Source organism: Streptomyces venezuelae, assembly GCF_008642355.1.
GTDB classification, from domain to species: Bacteria; Actinomycetota; Actinomycetes; order Streptomycetales; family Streptomycetaceae; genus Streptomyces; species Streptomyces venezuelae_B.
In genome coordinates this window covers 6832600-6846280 of record NZ_CP029193.1, presented here as the reverse complement: position 1 = coordinate 6846280, position 13681 = coordinate 6832600, and the positions used below count along the sequence as shown (strand labels likewise).

Annotated in this window: 14 protein-coding genes; 4 read left to right on the top strand and 10 right to left on the bottom strand. The window is 70.4% G+C overall.

Annotated features, from left to right (window positions below):
• Positions 1 to 31: 31 nt before the first annotated feature.
• The gene (locus DEJ47_RS31340) at positions 32 to 283 is read right to left on the bottom strand and encodes a helix-turn-helix domain-containing protein (protein ID WP_150173928.1); all 252 of its coding nucleotides are present in this window, start codon (positions 281 to 283) and stop codon (positions 32 to 34) included.
• A gap of 63 nt (positions 284 to 346) precedes the next feature.
• Here DEJ47_RS31340 and map point away from each other — a divergent pair, with 63 nt between their 5' ends.
• Positions 347 to 1114, top strand: coding sequence for a type I methionyl aminopeptidase (map, locus tag DEJ47_RS31335; protein WP_150173926.1), 768 nt, complete (start codon positions 347 to 349; stop codon positions 1112 to 1114).
• Positions 1115 to 1276: 162 nt separating this feature from the next.
• On the opposite strand, the gene ggt is transcribed toward map, so the two are convergent.
• Complete coding sequence (ggt, locus tag DEJ47_RS31330) at positions 1277 to 3112, bottom strand: gamma-glutamyltransferase (protein WP_150173924.1); 1836 nt, start codon at positions 3110 to 3112, stop codon at positions 1277 to 1279.
• Between the two features lie 104 nt (positions 3113 to 3216).
• Here ggt and DEJ47_RS31325 point away from each other — a divergent pair, with 104 nt between their 5' ends.
• The 3 genes from DEJ47_RS31325 to DEJ47_RS31315 all read left to right on the top strand — a co-directional run bounded on the left by DEJ47_RS31325 (position 3217) and on the right by DEJ47_RS31315 (position 7031).
• Positions 3217 to 3972: a hypothetical protein gene (locus tag DEJ47_RS31325; protein WP_150173922.1), complete on the top strand. Its 756-nt coding sequence runs from the start codon at positions 3217 to 3219 to the stop codon at positions 3970 to 3972.
• A 134-nt stretch (positions 3973 to 4106) separates the two neighbouring features.
• Positions 4107 to 5291: an Ig-like domain-containing protein gene (locus DEJ47_RS31320; RefSeq protein ID WP_150173920.1), complete on the top strand. Its 1185-nt coding sequence runs from the start codon at positions 4107 to 4109 to the stop codon at positions 5289 to 5291.
• 117 nt (positions 5292 to 5408) lie between these two features.
• The gene (locus tag DEJ47_RS31315; protein WP_150173918.1) at positions 5409 to 7031 is read left to right on the top strand and encodes an alpha/beta fold hydrolase; all 1623 of its coding nucleotides are present in this window, start codon (positions 5409 to 5411) and stop codon (positions 7029 to 7031) included.
• A 37-nt stretch (positions 7032 to 7068) separates the two neighbouring features.
• Here the strand turns inward: DEJ47_RS31315 and DEJ47_RS31310 are convergent, their stop codons facing one another.
• The 8 genes from DEJ47_RS31310 to DEJ47_RS31275 all read right to left on the bottom strand — a co-directional run bounded on the left by DEJ47_RS31310 (position 7069) and on the right by DEJ47_RS31275 (position 13665).
• Entirely contained in the window at positions 7069 to 7938 is an 870-nt protein-coding gene (locus DEJ47_RS31310) for an amino acid ABC transporter permease (RefSeq protein ID WP_150173916.1), read from the bottom strand.
• Complete coding sequence (locus DEJ47_RS31305) at positions 7935 to 8579, bottom strand: amino acid ABC transporter permease (protein ID WP_150173914.1); 645 nt, start codon at positions 8577 to 8579, stop codon at positions 7935 to 7937. Before DEJ47_RS31305 ends, DEJ47_RS31310 begins: the two co-directional genes overlap by 4 nt.
• A gap of 9 nt (positions 8580 to 8588) precedes the next feature.
• Complete coding sequence (locus tag DEJ47_RS31300) at positions 8589 to 9521, bottom strand: glutamate ABC transporter substrate-binding protein (RefSeq protein ID WP_150173911.1); 933 nt, start codon at positions 9519 to 9521, stop codon at positions 8589 to 8591.
• A 19-nt stretch (positions 9522 to 9540) separates the two neighbouring features.
• On the bottom strand, positions 9541 to 10284 hold the full coding sequence (locus DEJ47_RS31295; RefSeq protein WP_150173909.1) for an amino acid ABC transporter ATP-binding protein: 744 nt from the start codon (positions 10282 to 10284) through the stop codon (positions 9541 to 9543).
• Positions 10285 to 10450: 166 nt separating this feature from the next.
• Entirely contained in the window at positions 10451 to 10894 is a 444-nt protein-coding gene (locus DEJ47_RS31290; RefSeq protein WP_150173907.1) for a DUF6278 family protein, read from the bottom strand.
• 76 nt (positions 10895 to 10970) lie between these two features.
• The gene (locus DEJ47_RS31285) at positions 10971 to 12218 is read right to left on the bottom strand and encodes a PP2C family protein-serine/threonine phosphatase (RefSeq protein ID WP_150173905.1); all 1248 of its coding nucleotides are present in this window, start codon (positions 12216 to 12218) and stop codon (positions 10971 to 10973) included.
• The gene (locus DEJ47_RS31280) at positions 12215 to 13225 is read right to left on the bottom strand and encodes a SpoIIE family protein phosphatase (protein ID WP_150173903.1); all 1011 of its coding nucleotides are present in this window, start codon (positions 13223 to 13225) and stop codon (positions 12215 to 12217) included. The genes DEJ47_RS31285 and DEJ47_RS31280 overlap by 4 nt, the downstream gene beginning before the upstream one ends.
• Positions 13222 to 13665 (bottom strand): anti-sigma regulatory factor, encoded by a 444-nt coding sequence (locus DEJ47_RS31275; RefSeq protein WP_161235564.1) that lies wholly within the window; start codon positions 13663 to 13665, stop codon positions 13222 to 13224. The genes DEJ47_RS31280 and DEJ47_RS31275 overlap by 4 nt, the downstream gene beginning before the upstream one ends.
• Between the last annotated feature and the right edge of the window lie 16 nt (positions 13666 to 13681).

Genomic DNA, 13681 nt, shown 5'->3' with positions numbered 1-13681 from the left:
CGGCATGACTCAGGCCAGCACGCGCCCGCACTCACGCCACCACCAGCTCGCACCGCCGCACCAGCTCGTCCAGCGAGAGCCCGAGCACCGACGCCAGCGCCGCCACGGTGAACAGTGCGGGCGTGGGTGCGCGCCCCGTCTCGATCTTCCGCAGCGTCTCCGCCGAGAGCCCCGCCTCCGCGGCGACCGAAACCATGCTCCGCTCCGCGCGGGCCTCACGAAGAAGCACCCCGAGGCGCTCGCCGCGCTCGCGCTCTTCCGGGGTCAAAGGAGTCCGAACCATGCGCCCACTCTACCCCGACACCGATTTGTATACCGGCATTCAAATACCGGTATAGTTATTGGCATGGTGGAACTCAAGACAGCAGAATCGATCGACGCGATGCGCGAAGCGGGCCGCATCGTCGCGCAAGCGCTCACCGCCGCCCGCGAGGCCGCGGCCGTGGGCGTCTCCCTGCTCGACCTGGACGCGGTCGCCCACGACGTCCTGCGCGAGGCAGGCGCCTCCTCCCCCTTCCTCGGTTACCGCCCGCACTTCGCCCCGACCCCGTTCCCCGCCGTCCTGTGCGCCTCCGTCAACGACGCGATCGTCCACGGCATCCCGACCTCCTACCGGCTGCGCGACGGCGACCTCGTCTCCCTCGACTGCGGCGCCGAACTCGGGGGCTGGGCCGGCGACTCGGCCATCAGCTTCACCGTCGGCACCCCGCGCCCCGAGGACGAGCGCCTGATCCGGACGGCGGAGCGCGCGCTGGAGGCGGGCATCGCGGCGGCGGTCGTCGGCAACCGCATCGGCGACATCGCGCACGCCATCGGCACCGTCTGCCGCACGGAGGGGTACGGCATCCCGGAGGGCTTCGGCGGCCACGGCATCGGCCGCCGCATGCACGAGGACCCGGGCGTCCCGAACGAGGGCCGCCCCGGCCGCGGCATGCCCCTGCGCCCCGGTATGGCCCTCGCCATCGAGCCGATGGTGATCGCAGGCGGCGGCGACGGCTACCACCCCGCCCCGGACGGCTGGACGCTCCGCACGAACGACGGCAGCCGCGCGGCGCACGCGGAGCACTCCGTCGCGATCACCGAGGACGGCCCCAGGATCCTCACCGCACTGTGACGTCGCGGGGGACAGTCCCCGCCGTGGATCGAACGAGCTGGAGCGGAACCGCTCGGCGTCACCTGTCCCGTAGGCGTACGACCATGCTCGCAGGCGTACGACCTTTCTCGTGGCCGCACGACCGCCGGGGGCCGCCAGGCCGCGCGACCCCCGGCGCCGCCCTCACCTCTCGGGGCGCACCACCATCGCCGAGCCGCCGCCCCGGCGGACCTTCTCCGCCGCAGCGAGCCACTTGCCGCCCGGCAGCCGCTGCACGCCCGTGGCCGCGCCGATCTCCGGGTTCTGCTTGAAGGAGTGACCGATCGCCTCCAGGGAGCCCTTCAGCGGGCTGTTCCAGAGGCCCGGTTCGAGTTCGGTCTGTGCGGCGTTGCGCTGGCTCGCGCGCGGCGCGGCGATCGCGTCGACCAGCGGAAGGCCCCGGTCGACGAAGCCCGTCAGGGTCTGCAGGACGGTGGTGACGATGGTGGCGCCGCCCGGTGAGCCGAGGGCCACCACGGGCTTGCCGTGCTTCAGCACGATCGTCGGTGAGATCGAGGAGCGCGGCCGCTTGCCGGGTCCCGGCAGGTTCGGGTCGTGCACCGCGGGGTCGGCGGGCGCGAACGAGAAGTCGGTGAGTTCGTTGTTGAGCAGGAAGCCGCGGCCCGGGACGGTGATGCCGCTGCCGCCCGTCGACTCGATGGTGAGGGTGTACGCCACGACGTTGCCCCACTTGTCGGCGGCCGTGAGGTGCGTGGTGTTCTCACCCTCGTACGTCGTCGGCGCCGCCGCGTCACCCTTGCCGCAGGGCGTCGGGTGACGCGGGTCGCCGGGCGCGAGCGGGCTCTTGAGCACCGCCGTGTCCTTGATCAGGCACTCCCGCGAGTCGGCGAACCGCTGCGAGAGGAGTTCCTGCGTCGGTACGTCCTCGAAGGCGGGGTCGCCCACCCAGCGGCCCCGGTCGGCGAACGCGACGCGGCTGGCCTCGATGTAGCGGTGCAGGTATGCCGCCTTCGACGCCTTGGAGAGGTCGGTGCGCTCCAGGATGTTGAGCGCTTCGCCGACGGTCGTGCCGCCGGAGGACGAGGGCGCCATGGAGTACACGTCGAGTCCGCGGTAGGAGGTCTTGGTCGGGGCCTGGCGCTTGACCGCGTACGCCCTCAGGTCCTTGCGGGAGAGGTCGCCGGGCCGCACCACGCGGTCCGCCGCCGGGTCGACGGGCGGCTTGTTCACCGTCCGTACGAAGTCCTTGCCGAGATCGCCCCGGTACAGGGCCCCGACGCCCTTGCTGCCGAGTTCCTCGTAGGTGCGCGCCAGGTCGGGGTTCTTGAACGTCGAGCCGACCACGGGCAGCTTGCCGCCGGGCAGGAACAGCTTCGCCGTGGCGGGGAAGTCCCTGAACCGCTTCTCGTTCGCCTCGGTCTGCGAACGGAACGTCGGATCGACGGTGAACCCGTCGCGCGCGAGGCGTTCGGCGGGTTTCAGGAGGGTGCCGAGGCTTCTGCTGCCCCAGGCGTCGAGCGCCGACTGCCAGGTGGCGGGCGTGCCGGGGGTGCCGACGCCGAGGCCGCTGGTGACGGCCTGGTCGAAGGGGATCGGCTTGCCGTTCTCCAGGAAGAGGCCGGAGTCGGCGGTGCGCGGGGCGGTCTCGCGGCCGTCGATGGTGCTGACCTTGCGGGTCTTCGCGTCGTAGTGGACGAAGTATCCGCCGCCGCCGACGCCCGCCGAGTAGGGCTCGGTGACGCCGAGCGCGGCGGCGGTGGCGACGGCCGCGTCCACGGCGTTGCCGCCCTTCCTGAGCACCTCGATGCCGGCGGCCGAGGCGTCCGGGTCGACGCTGGCGACGGCGCCGCCGTGGCCGACGGCGACCGGCGTCTTCTCCGGCGCGGCCGGTTCCGCCGAGCGCGTGGGCGAAGCCGGTTCCGCTGAGCGCGTAGGCGAAGGGGGCGCGGCCGCACCGACCGACACCAATACCCCTCCGACCGCCAATAGCGTCAGATTCCGTACGACAGCGCGACGCATTCGTACCTCCAGTCAACAAGCGTCTGCGCAGCGTAACTTCGCGGTGCCCGTCGCGTCAGGACCTCATCGAACACGGGTCCGGCGGCCCGCTAGCATGCGCCCCCATGACTGAAGACGTGCGCAACCTCGTCCTCGGCCTGATCGCGGTCGGCATCAGTGCCGTGCTTGGCTGGCTCGCCCGCGGCTACCTGTGGAAGCGCAGGCTCCGCCGCAAGCAGGCCTTCTTCGGGCTGCCCGACAACGCCGAGTCGCTGCTCGTGGTCAACCGTGACGCGGGCGGCCCCGAGCTGACCGTGGTGCGCCAGGACGTGTTCGCGCTCATCGAACTGTCCGGCGTGATCAAGGAGTGCGGCGGGCACGCGCAGGTCGTCGCGCACGACGCGGCCCAGCAGGGCTTCGGCGAGCGCACCGAGTTCTGCGTGGGCAATCCGGTGGCGAACCGCCGCATGGCCGCACACATGCACTCCCTGCTGCCCGGCGTCCGTGTGAACTCGGAACCGGACCCTGTGCCCGACCGCGGGGCGTTCCAGATCGGCAGCGAGCGTTACCGCCTGGAGGCCGGGCTCACCGAGTACGTGATCCTCGCCCGCCTCACCGCCGACCAGGGCCAGGAGGCGAGACCGGTGTTCCTCTTCTGCGGCCAGCGCGCCGTCACCAGCCAGGCGGCCGCCCGCTATCTGGCCCGCCACCACGAGAAGCTCGCCCGCAAGCACGGCAACAACTCCTTCGTCCTGCTCCTGAAGGTCGTCAATTCGCAGGCGTACGGTCCCGACGTCGTCGAGCTCGTCGCGGACGTGACGCGCGCCGCGCAGACCCCGATCCCCACGCCGTCGGCCCGCAACTCCCATCGCGCCAAGTGACTCGGCGCTCACCCTGCGCCGACACACCTGAGGCCCCTCTGTGACCTGGCAGGCAATTTCCGCACATCGGGCAACCTGAACGCGGCTTCAGGCCTCTCTCCGTGCAGTTCCACATTCGCACGGAGGTACGTTCCTTGACCCCCCAGAGCTCCACGAGCCGCCGACGCCCGCTTCGCACCCGTCATGCGGCAGCCGCGGGCCTTGCGGTGCTCACCGCCGCCCTGACCGCCTGCTCGGGCGGCGGCGAGTCGTCCTCCGCCGAGGCCGCCGAGAAGCCGCAGATCAAGGTGAACCTCTCCGGCAAGCAGGCGGAGGCGGGCAAGCCCGTCAAGGTCAGCCTCGCCGACGGCAGGCTGAAGAAGGTCACGGTCGCCGACGACAAGGGCGCCGCACTGCCCGGCAAGGTGTCGGCGAACGGCACCACCTGGACGTCGGAGCGCAAGGCGGCGCCCGGCACCGCGTACAAGGTGGAGGCGACCACCGCCGAGGGCGGCAGCGCGAAGTCGTCGTTCGAGACGGCCGCGCCCGAGAAGGTCAACAAGGTGACCCTCGCCCCGGGCAAGAACACCACCGTCGGCATCGCCCAGCCCCTGTCGATCACCTTCGACAACCCGGTGCGCAACAAGGCCGAGGTCGAGAAGCACCTCAAGGTGACGACCTCGAACGGCACCGAGGGCTCCTGGGGCTGGATCAAGAACTACGACGGCAAGGACCGCGTCGACTGGCGGCCCAAGGAGTACTGGAAGTCCGGCACGAAGGTGAAGCTGGACGCCCGGCTCAACGGCATCGACTCGGGCGGCGACGACTGGTTCGTGCGTGACTACGCGACGAACTTCACCGTCGGCAAGAGCCAGGTCGTCAAGGTGAACCTGGACAGCAAGACGGCGACGCTCACGCGCGACGGCAAGACCGTGAAGTCGCTGCCCATGTCGGCCGGCACCCCCGGCGGCGACAAGGCGTCCTGGGGCGGCACGTCCGTCCTGATGTCGAAGGAGGGCACGATCAACATGCGCTCCGAGACGGTCGGCCTGGGCGACTCCTACGACAAGATGGTCGACTACTCGATGCGCCTGACCTGGTCGGGCATGTACGCGCACGCGGCCCCCTGGAACGCGTCGTACTTCGGCAACACCAACCACAGCTCGGGCTGCGTCGGCATGAGCGACGGCAACGCGGGCTGGCTCTACGGCCAGGCCCAGATAGGCGACCCCTTCGAGGTCACGGGCAGCGGCTCGAAGGGCGTTCCGGACCCAGGCAACGGCTACGGCGAGTGGAACCTCTCCTGGTCCGACTGGCAGGCCAAGAGCGCGCTCGCGTAAACCGTGCCCCCTTCAACGATCGTTACCGGGGCGTAACTTACCGACGGGTTACCCCCGGTAAAGGTTCACGGTTACCGTCGGGTCACTTTGCACTTTCAACGAGTGAGGAAGTGACCCGTGAGAGCTCCGCACCCCCACCGGGCCCTGCGCACGACCACCGTCGGTGCCGTCTCCGCGACCCTCGTCGCCGGCGCCGCCCTCGGTCTCGCGCCCGCGGCGCAGGCGGCACCGGCCGCCGCGCCGCGAGCCGCGGGTTCCGCCGCCTCCGCCGACACCGACGTCCGCTTCGTCGACATCCCCGGCGACGGCGGCACGATCCTCAAGGCCAACGTCTTCACCCCCCAGGGCGCGAAGGCGGGCGACGGCAGGAAGTACCCGTCCATCGTGCTGCCCACCAGCTGGGCCATGCCCCAGATCGAGTACGTCGCCCAGGCCCAGAAGCTCGCGGACTCCGGGTACGTCGTGGTCAGTTACAACTCGCGCGGCTTCTGGCAGTCCGGCGGCGAGATCGAGACCGCGGGCCCGAAGGACATCGCCGACGCCTCCAAGGTCATCGACTGGACCCTGGCGAACACCCCCGCCGACCCGGAGAAGGTCGGCATGGCGGGCGTCTCCTACGGCGCGGGCATCAGCCTGCTCGCCGCCGGGCACGACAAGCGGGTCAAGGCCGTCGCCGCCCTCAGCGGCTGGGCCGACCTCATCGACTCGATCTACAGCGGACGCACCCAGCACGCGCAGGCCGCCGCCCTGCTCGGCGGCGCGGGCGCGCTCACCGGCCGCCCCAGCGCCGAGCTCCAGCAGACCCTCAAGGACTTCCTCGGGTCCGATCTGGACAAGGAGGACGAGATGATCGCGTGGGGCGCGAAGCGCTCCCCCGTGACCCACCTCGACCGGATCAACGACAACGGCGCGGCCATCATGCTCGGCAACGCCTGGGGCGACACGCTCTTCCCGCCCAACCAGTACGCCGAGTTCTACGAGCGCCTGACCGGGCCCAAGCGCCTGGAGTTCCGCCCCGGCGACCACGCCACGGCGGAGGCGACCGGCCTCCTCGGCCTGCCCAACGACACCTGGACCTCCACCCGGCGCTGGTTCGACCACTACCTCAAGGGCGCCGACAACGGCATCGACAAGGAACAGCCCGTCCAGCTCAAGTCCCGGTCCACCGGCGGCTACGAGGGCTACCCCGACTGGAAGTCGGTCGGCCCCACCCGCAAGAAGATCGACATGGCGGGCTCGACCACGATCCGCACGAACGTCGACTCGGGCGCCAACGGCGGCATCGCCATCCTGTCCAACGCCCTCGACCAGTTCCTGAAGATCCCGCCGACGGCCTCGGTGCCGCTGCTCCCGCGCCGCTACACGGGCGTCTGGCAGTCGGAGAGGTACACGTCGGTCCAGCGGGTGCGCGGGACCGCGAAGCTGCACACGACGCTCTCCAGCACCAAGGAGAGCGGCACCCTCGTCGCGTACCTCTACGACGTGGGCCCGCTCGGCCTCGGCAAGCTGGTCAGCAACGCGCCGTACACCTTCCACGGCAAGACGCCCGGCAAGCCGTTCGGCGTCGACCTGGAGCTGTTCTCCACGGCCTACGACGTACCGGCAGGGCACAGGCTCGCCCTGGTCGTCGACACGGTCGACCCGCTCTACATCGAGCACAACCCGTCCGGCGCGCAGCTGACCTTCTCCTCACCGGCGGCGGACCCGTCGTACGTGTCCGTCCCCCTGCGCGAGCAGTGATCTCCGGCTGCTGCCGGGTGGGCGTCGGCCCTGTTCGCTACTGCGTACCCGGCAGCAGCGTCCCTGGTTCGGCCGGGGCCACGTCAGCGGCCTCGGTCTTGGGATTCCGCCGCTGCCGCTTCGACACCCACTGGGCGAACCACGACAGCAACATGCACATCCCGATGTAGATCGGTGAGATCACCATGACAACGGGGATGAAGGGCAAATCGTAGTCGAGGTTCGACGCGATGAGCTTCCCGGCATGGAGGAACTCCTCGTAGGTGATCAGATATCCGAGCGAGGTGTCCTTCAGGGCCACCACCAACTGGCTGATGATGGCGGGCAACATGGCCCGCACGGCCTGCGGTACGAGGACGTGTCCCATGACCTGTGTCTTGCGCATTCCGAGCGCGTAGGCCGCCTCCCGCTGCCCCCTCTCGACGGAGTTGACGCCGGATCGGAAGACCTCGGCGAGTACGGAACCGTTGTAGAGCGTGAGTCCGGCGACCAGCGCGGGCAGCGGCTGCACCTTCAGCGCCACGAAGACGAAGAAGATCATCACGAGCACGGGCATGGCGCGGAAGAACTCCACGACGAGCGTGGCGAGCCAGCGCACGGGGCGATGGTCGGAGAGCCGTCCCATCGCCAGCAGCCCGCCGAGCGCGAGCGCGAGGACCGCGGAGATGGCGAAGGCCTTGAGCGTGTTGCCGAGGCCGCGCAGGAGCAGTTCCTGGATGCCCTTGTACTCGAAGGGCGTCCACTTCGTGGCCGTGAACTGGTCGGTGTCGAACAGCAGATACAGGATCCACCCGACGAGGGCCAGCACGAGCAGGGTGGAGATGACGCCGTACAGCTTGTGCCGGCGCACGGTCTTCGGGCCGGGGATGTCGTAGAGGGCGGTCGAATCGTGGGAGAGGGCTTTCATCGGGCGACTCCCCAGCGCTTTTCGAGGACATTGAAGATCGCGCTGATGGCGAGGGTGATGATGAGGTAGCCGACGGCGATCCAGACGAAGGTCCAGATGATGTTGTAGCCGAGCTCGCTGAGCGTCTTGTACGAGCCGAGCAGCTCGGTGACGCTGAACGCGCCCGCGATCGCCGAGTTCTTGGCGAGCGCGATGAGGTTGGAGCCGACCGGCGCGATGACGGACCGGAACGCCTGCGGCAGCACGACCGTCGACAGGGTCTGGCCGAAGCTCATGCCGAGGCTTCTGGCCGCCTCGCCCTGCCCCTTGGGCACGGTGTTGATGCCCGACCTGAGCGCCTCGCAGATGAAGGCGGAGGTGTAGCAGCCGAGGGCGAGCACGGCGAACACCTTGAAGGGCAGCACGAGCCCGAAGCGCGGCAGCCCGAGCAGCACCGCGAAGAAGAGCAGCGTGAGCGGGGTGTTGCGCAGGACCGTCACCCACACCGTGCCGAACGCCCGGAACGACCCGACGGGCGCCACGCGGAACGACGCCATGACGAAGCCGAGGGCGAGGGCCAGGAGCGAGGCGTAGACGGTCAGTTCGACGGTGCCGAGGAAACCCTTGCCGAACGTGGAGAAGTTGTCTGTCAGTACGTCCACGACGCCTCCTCAGCTCGCCGGGTAGCGGTCGATGGCGGGGGGCTTCGGCGCCGGGACCCCGGAGAGGCCGAGGGTGGCGTCGTAGGCCTTCTTCCAGTCGCCGTCCTTTCCGCGGGCGGCGAGGGCGTCGTCGACGGCGAACCGGAGGGCGTTGTCGCCCCGGGGCACCCCGATGCCGTACGGCTCCTCGGAGAACGGCTTGCCGACCACCTTGAGTTCGTCGGGCGCCTTGGCCGCGTAGCCGATCAGGATCGCGTCGTCGGTGGTGACGGCGTCGACCTGATAGGTCAGCAGGTTGTCGACGCAGATCGAGTACGTGTCGTAGGCGACGAGGGTGGCCTTCGGGTAATCCGCCTGGATCCGCTGGTACGGGGTGGATCCGGCGGCGGAGCAGACGCGTTTGCCGGCCAGGTCCCCGGGGCCCTTGATGTCCTCCTCGTCGGTGCGTACCAACAGGCCCTGGCCCGCCATGTAGTAAGGACCGCCGAACCCGACGAGCTTCTTGCGGTTGTCGTTGATGGTGTAGGTGCCCACGTAGAAATCGATCTGCCCGTTCTGCAGGGCGGTCTCGCGGTTGGCCGACGCGATGGTCTTGTACTCGATCTTCTGGGGATCGAGGCCGAGCGAGGCCGAGACCATCTTGGCGATCTCGATGTCGAAGCCCGAGTAGGCGCCGCTCGCCGGGTCCTTCTCGCCGAGGTAGGGCTGGTCCTCCTTGGCGCCGACCACGAAGCGTCCGCGGCTCTTCGCCTTCTTCCAGGTCCCCGACTCCGGCAGTTGGAAGCCGGTCGCCACCCGGTACTTCGGCAGTTCCTCGGCCGCGGGGCCCTTGGTGGGCGGGCTGCCCTCCTTGCCGCACGCGGCGGCGGCGCAGGCGGCGAGCACGAGCGCCGCGAACAGGCGCGTCGTACGCGCGGTGCGGCGCGTGGTGTGTCGTCTCACGAGCACGTCCCCTCCCCCGTCAGTGCTTGAGGATCTTGGAGAGGAAGTCCTTGGCGCGCTCGCTCTCCGGGCGGGTGAAGAAGTCCTCGGGTGTCCGGTCCTCGACGATGCGGCCGTCGGCCATGAAGACGACGCGGTTGGCCGCGGAACGCGCGAAGCCCATCTCGTGGGTGACGACGACCATCGTCATGCCCTCGCGGGCGAGCTGCTGCATGACTTCGAGGACCTCGTTGATCATCTCGGGGTCGAGGGCCGACGTCGGCTCGTCGAAGAGGAGGGCCTTGGGGTCCATGGCGAGGGCGCGGGCGATGGCCACGCGCTGCTGCTGGCCTCCGGAGAGCTGCGCCGGGTACTTCTCGGCGTGCGCGGAGAGGCCCACGCGCTCCAGGAGTTCGCGGGAACGCTTGTCCGCCTCGTCCTTCTTGCGGCCCCGGACCTTGATCTGTGCGAGGGAGACGTTCTGGAGGACGGTCTTGTGCGCGAAGAGGTTGAAGGACTGGAAGACCATGCCGACCTCGGCGCGGAGCCGCGCGAGCGCCTTCCCCTCGTCGGGCAGCGGCCGTCCGTCGAGTCTGATCTCTCCCGACTGGATCGTCTCGAGCCGGTTGATGGTCCGGCACAGTGTCGACTTGCCCGACCCCGAAGGGCCGATGACGACGACCACCTCCCCCTTGCCGACGGTGAGGTCGATGTCCTGGAGGACATGCAGCTCTCCGTAGTACTTGTTCACATCACGCAGCTCGATCAAAGGATCGACGGCCATGGCAAGACCTGCCCACTCTCAGCTGTGTTCGTCCGCGCAAACTATCCACGTGGAAACGGGACTTACTGGACGACACGCACTTATGGGCATTAACCGTATTTGCGGCAATTCGGGTTACGAGGGATACATCTACGGGGTTGCGTAATACGGGGATACGTATACGGGGTTACGTCTCCGACGCCTCGCCGTAGACCTGCGACAGCTCGGGGGCGCCCTGCACCGCCCAGTCCAGCCCCGCCTCGACGACCTGGATGTCCCGCCCGGTCTTCAGCCGCACGACGGGACTCCCGCCGGGCCACACGTGCCAGGTCGCGCCCGGCACCGTCCGCACCACCACGGTGCCCAGGTAGAGGCCCGCGTCGTTGCCGAGCCACGGCAGCAGCTCGGGGTCGTCGCGCCAGCGTGGCAGGAGCTGGTCGAGGGCGGCCAACGACGCCGGGGAGTCGTCGAGTTCGAGCCCCGCGGCACTGGCCTGGGACCGCAGCAGCTCACACTCGGACAGCAGGGCGGCCACGCCGTCCGGGTCCTCCTCGAACACGGCCGCGAGCCCCTTGGCCGGGTCCGTCGCGGTGTGCCGCCTGCGCCACTTGTCGAGGAACGGGATGTTCATGATCGACCCCTCCGTGTCCCTTTTCCGCGAATGCATCCTGCATCAGTTGATCACGAAATCGGTCGAATCACCCTACTCAGGAAGTACGCCGTACGGCGATCGCGAGGGTGTCGTCCTGGTGAAGCACCTCGCTGACCAGCTCTTCGGCCACGAGGCCCGGGATGCGTTCGGTCGGCTCGGCGCGGTGGCGGCACAGGGCGTCCTTCAGCCGCGCCTCGCCCTCGCACGGGTCCCTGCGGCTCTCGGTGAGGCCGTCCGTGTAGAGCAGCAGCACGTCGTCGGGGCCGAGGTGCGTGGTCAGGACGCGTTCGCTGCCGGGCAGCGGGAAGCCGACGCCGCGCCCGCGCACCTCCAGATACGTCGCGGTGCCGTCGCCGTGGCAGAGGAGCGCCGGCGGGTGGCTGCCGTTGGCCAGGTCGAGGCGGCCGTCGGCCGGGTGCAGGCGGGCCAGCTGCAGGGTCGCCATGACGCTCTGGTCGAAGGGCGCGAGGATGCTGTCGGTGCGGGCCACGATGCTCTCCAGCGGGTGGCCTTCGAGGGCGAGGGTGCGCACCGCGTGGGTGACGGTCAGCGCGGTGCGCGTGCTGGCGATGCCGTGCCCGAGCGCGTCGACGACGGTGATGTGGACGGTGCCGTCCGGCAGGGTGAACCAGTCGTACAGGTCTCCGCCGGTCGGGGCCTCGTCGCTGGCGGGCGCGTAGTGCACCGCGAGTTCGAGGCCCGCGACGTGCAGGGGCCTCGGGCGCAGGGCGTCCTCCAGGGCGCGCAGGGTGCGTCCGTGCGCCGTGCGCAGCTGCTCGTCACGCTCTTCCAGCTGTACGTAGAGGGCCAGGACCCCGCTGTTGGTCTCGGCCAGCTCGTCCTTGAGCCTGCGGTGCTCGTCGGCGAGGGCGTCGGCGCGGGCCAGCGCCGCGCGGAGCTCCTCCTCCAGGAGTGCGACGTCGGCGTCGTCGTGCCGCGGCTTCGCCGCGCGCAGGGCCGCGGGACGACTCGTGGTCTGTCCGTCGGGCAGGGGGAGGTTCCACACGACCGTCCCGTCGGGCCGGGCCTGTGCTCCGTGCGGCAGGGGGTCCGTCACCGGTTCCGTGCCGGAGGCCTGGTGGGGCAGGCGCAGGGCGAGGGTCAGCCGGCGCTCGCCGTCCTCGTCGGTGCCGCGCCCGCTCAGCAGGGTGACGGCGCGGCCGCCGCCGAGGACGGGGGCGGCGACTTCGCTGAGGGACTGCACCAGGCGGGCCCGCTCGTCGGCGGGCAGGCGGTGTCCGAGGGCGATGCTTCGTACGGTGTGCCGCAGCGCCGCGAGCGTACGGACGGTTTCGCGGGTCATCTCATTCCCAGGTGGGGGCCAAGAGCGAGGACGGTGGCATCGTCGCGGCGACGTCGGTGCGTGTGGGCCAGCGAGGCCGCGAGAAGTGCCGGGGGCAGGGTGAGGCGTGCGGCCGTGGCGGCGTAGGCCCAGCGGTGGTCGATGCCGTCGGTGTGCAGGACGACACTGGTGTGCGGGGTCAGGTCCACGAACCGGCTCCTCGGGGTGGGCAGGGTGTATCCGACGATGCCCGCCTGCCCGGTGAGCTGGTGGTTGACGCCTTCTGAGGTCAGCGTCACGGCGCGGACGTTGCCCACACCACAGTATTCGGCGCGTCCGGGGGCGACGCGCAGGGCGGCGACGGCGGCGCCGCGGGTGTGTCGCAGCGCTTTGTGCAGCGCGGTCATGATCTCGGCCAGCGGGGCGTGGGGGTGGGCGAGGAACGTGCGCTCGGCCCGCTGGGTCGCCGCGGCCGCCTCGGGTCCGTGGCCGAGGCCGTCGATGACCAGAGCGGTGCGTATGCCGTCCTGTTCGGCGACGGCGTATCCGTCGCCGCTGGCGTCCTCCCCGTCGGCGGGCAGGCACAGGGCTCCGGTGGCGCCCGCGGACCGTGCGGCGCCGGGCGGGGCGATGCGGGCATGGGCGAGCGTGCCGAGCTCCGCGTTCGAGCGGATGGCGAAGTCGGTGGCGATCCGGCGCGCGGCGCCCAGACCGGCGCCCATCGTCTTGGTGGTGCTGTACCCGTCCCTGAGGCTCAGCCCGATGTCGCGCATGCCGGGGCCGCTGTCGACCGCGACGACGTCCATGCCGCCCACGAGAGGCGAGCGCTGGACGAACAGGGCGCCGTTGCGGGCGTGCTTGATGATGTTGCTGGCCAGCTCGCTCGCCAGGACCGCCGCCTGGTCGGGCAGCGCACCCGGCATCGCGCAGGCGGTCGCGAGCGAGCGGGCCTGGTCGGCTGCGCTCTGCACAGCGCTCGGATGGTCTATGGCGATGTGCAGAGTGCGTACCGTCGAGCCGGTGTTCATCGTCGTTCGTTCCAGCGCACGGCCGTGATGGTGGTGCCGAGGCCCGGCGACGAGTCCACGTGGAACTCGTGCATGAGACGGCGGGCGCCGCCCAGGCCGTGCCCGAGTCCGGCACCGGTCGTGTACCCGTCGGTGAACGCCTGGTCGAGGTCGGCGATGCCGGGACCCTGGTCGCTCACCTGCAGGCGCAGCCCGCACCGGTCGCCCTGTCCGACGGTCTCCAGGGACAGGGTGCCGCCCCCGCCGTGCACGTAGGCGTTGCGGGCGAGTTCGCTGGCGGCGGTGACGATGCGCGTCTGGTCCACGAGCCCGAAGCCTGCGCGCTGCGTCGCGTCCCGTACCGCGTGCCGCACGGTGAGGAGGTCCTCCTCCGAGCGGATGGGGTGGACGGTGCGAGCGCCGTCCTCCGGGGTGCTTCCGGAGCGGGTGGGGGCGGGCAGGGTGGTCGTCTTGTCG

Excerpts from the sequence above, each read along its gene's own strand:
- DEJ47_RS31340 (WP_150173928.1), bottom strand. The coding sequence starts at position 283 with ATGGTTCGGACTCCTTTGACCCCGGAAGAGCGCGAGCGCGGCGAGCGC.
- map (WP_150173926.1), top strand. The coding sequence starts at position 347 with ATGGTGGAACTCAAGACAGCAGAATCGATCGACGCGATGCGCGAAGCG.
- ggt (WP_150173924.1), bottom strand. The coding sequence starts at position 3,112 with ATGCGTCGCGCTGTCGTACGGAATCTGACGCTATTGGCGGTCGGAGGG.
- DEJ47_RS31325 (WP_150173922.1), top strand. The coding sequence starts at position 3,217 with ATGACTGAAGACGTGCGCAACCTCGTCCTCGGCCTGATCGCGGTCGGC.
- DEJ47_RS31310 (WP_150173916.1), bottom strand. The coding sequence starts at position 7,938 with ATGAAAGCCCTCTCCCACGATTCGACCGCCCTCTACGACATCCCCGGC.
- DEJ47_RS31295 (WP_150173909.1), bottom strand. The coding sequence starts at position 10,284 with ATGGCCGTCGATCCTTTGATCGAGCTGCGTGATGTGAACAAGTACTAC.
- DEJ47_RS31290 (WP_150173907.1), bottom strand. The coding sequence starts at position 10,894 with ATGAACATCCCGTTCCTCGACAAGTGGCGCAGGCGGCACACCGCGACG.
- DEJ47_RS31285 (WP_150173905.1), bottom strand. The coding sequence starts at position 12,218 with ATGACCCGCGAAACCGTCCGTACGCTCGCGGCGCTGCGGCACACCGTA.
- DEJ47_RS31280 (WP_150173903.1), bottom strand. The coding sequence starts at position 13,225 with ATGAACACCGGCTCGACGGTACGCACTCTGCACATCGCCATAGACCAT.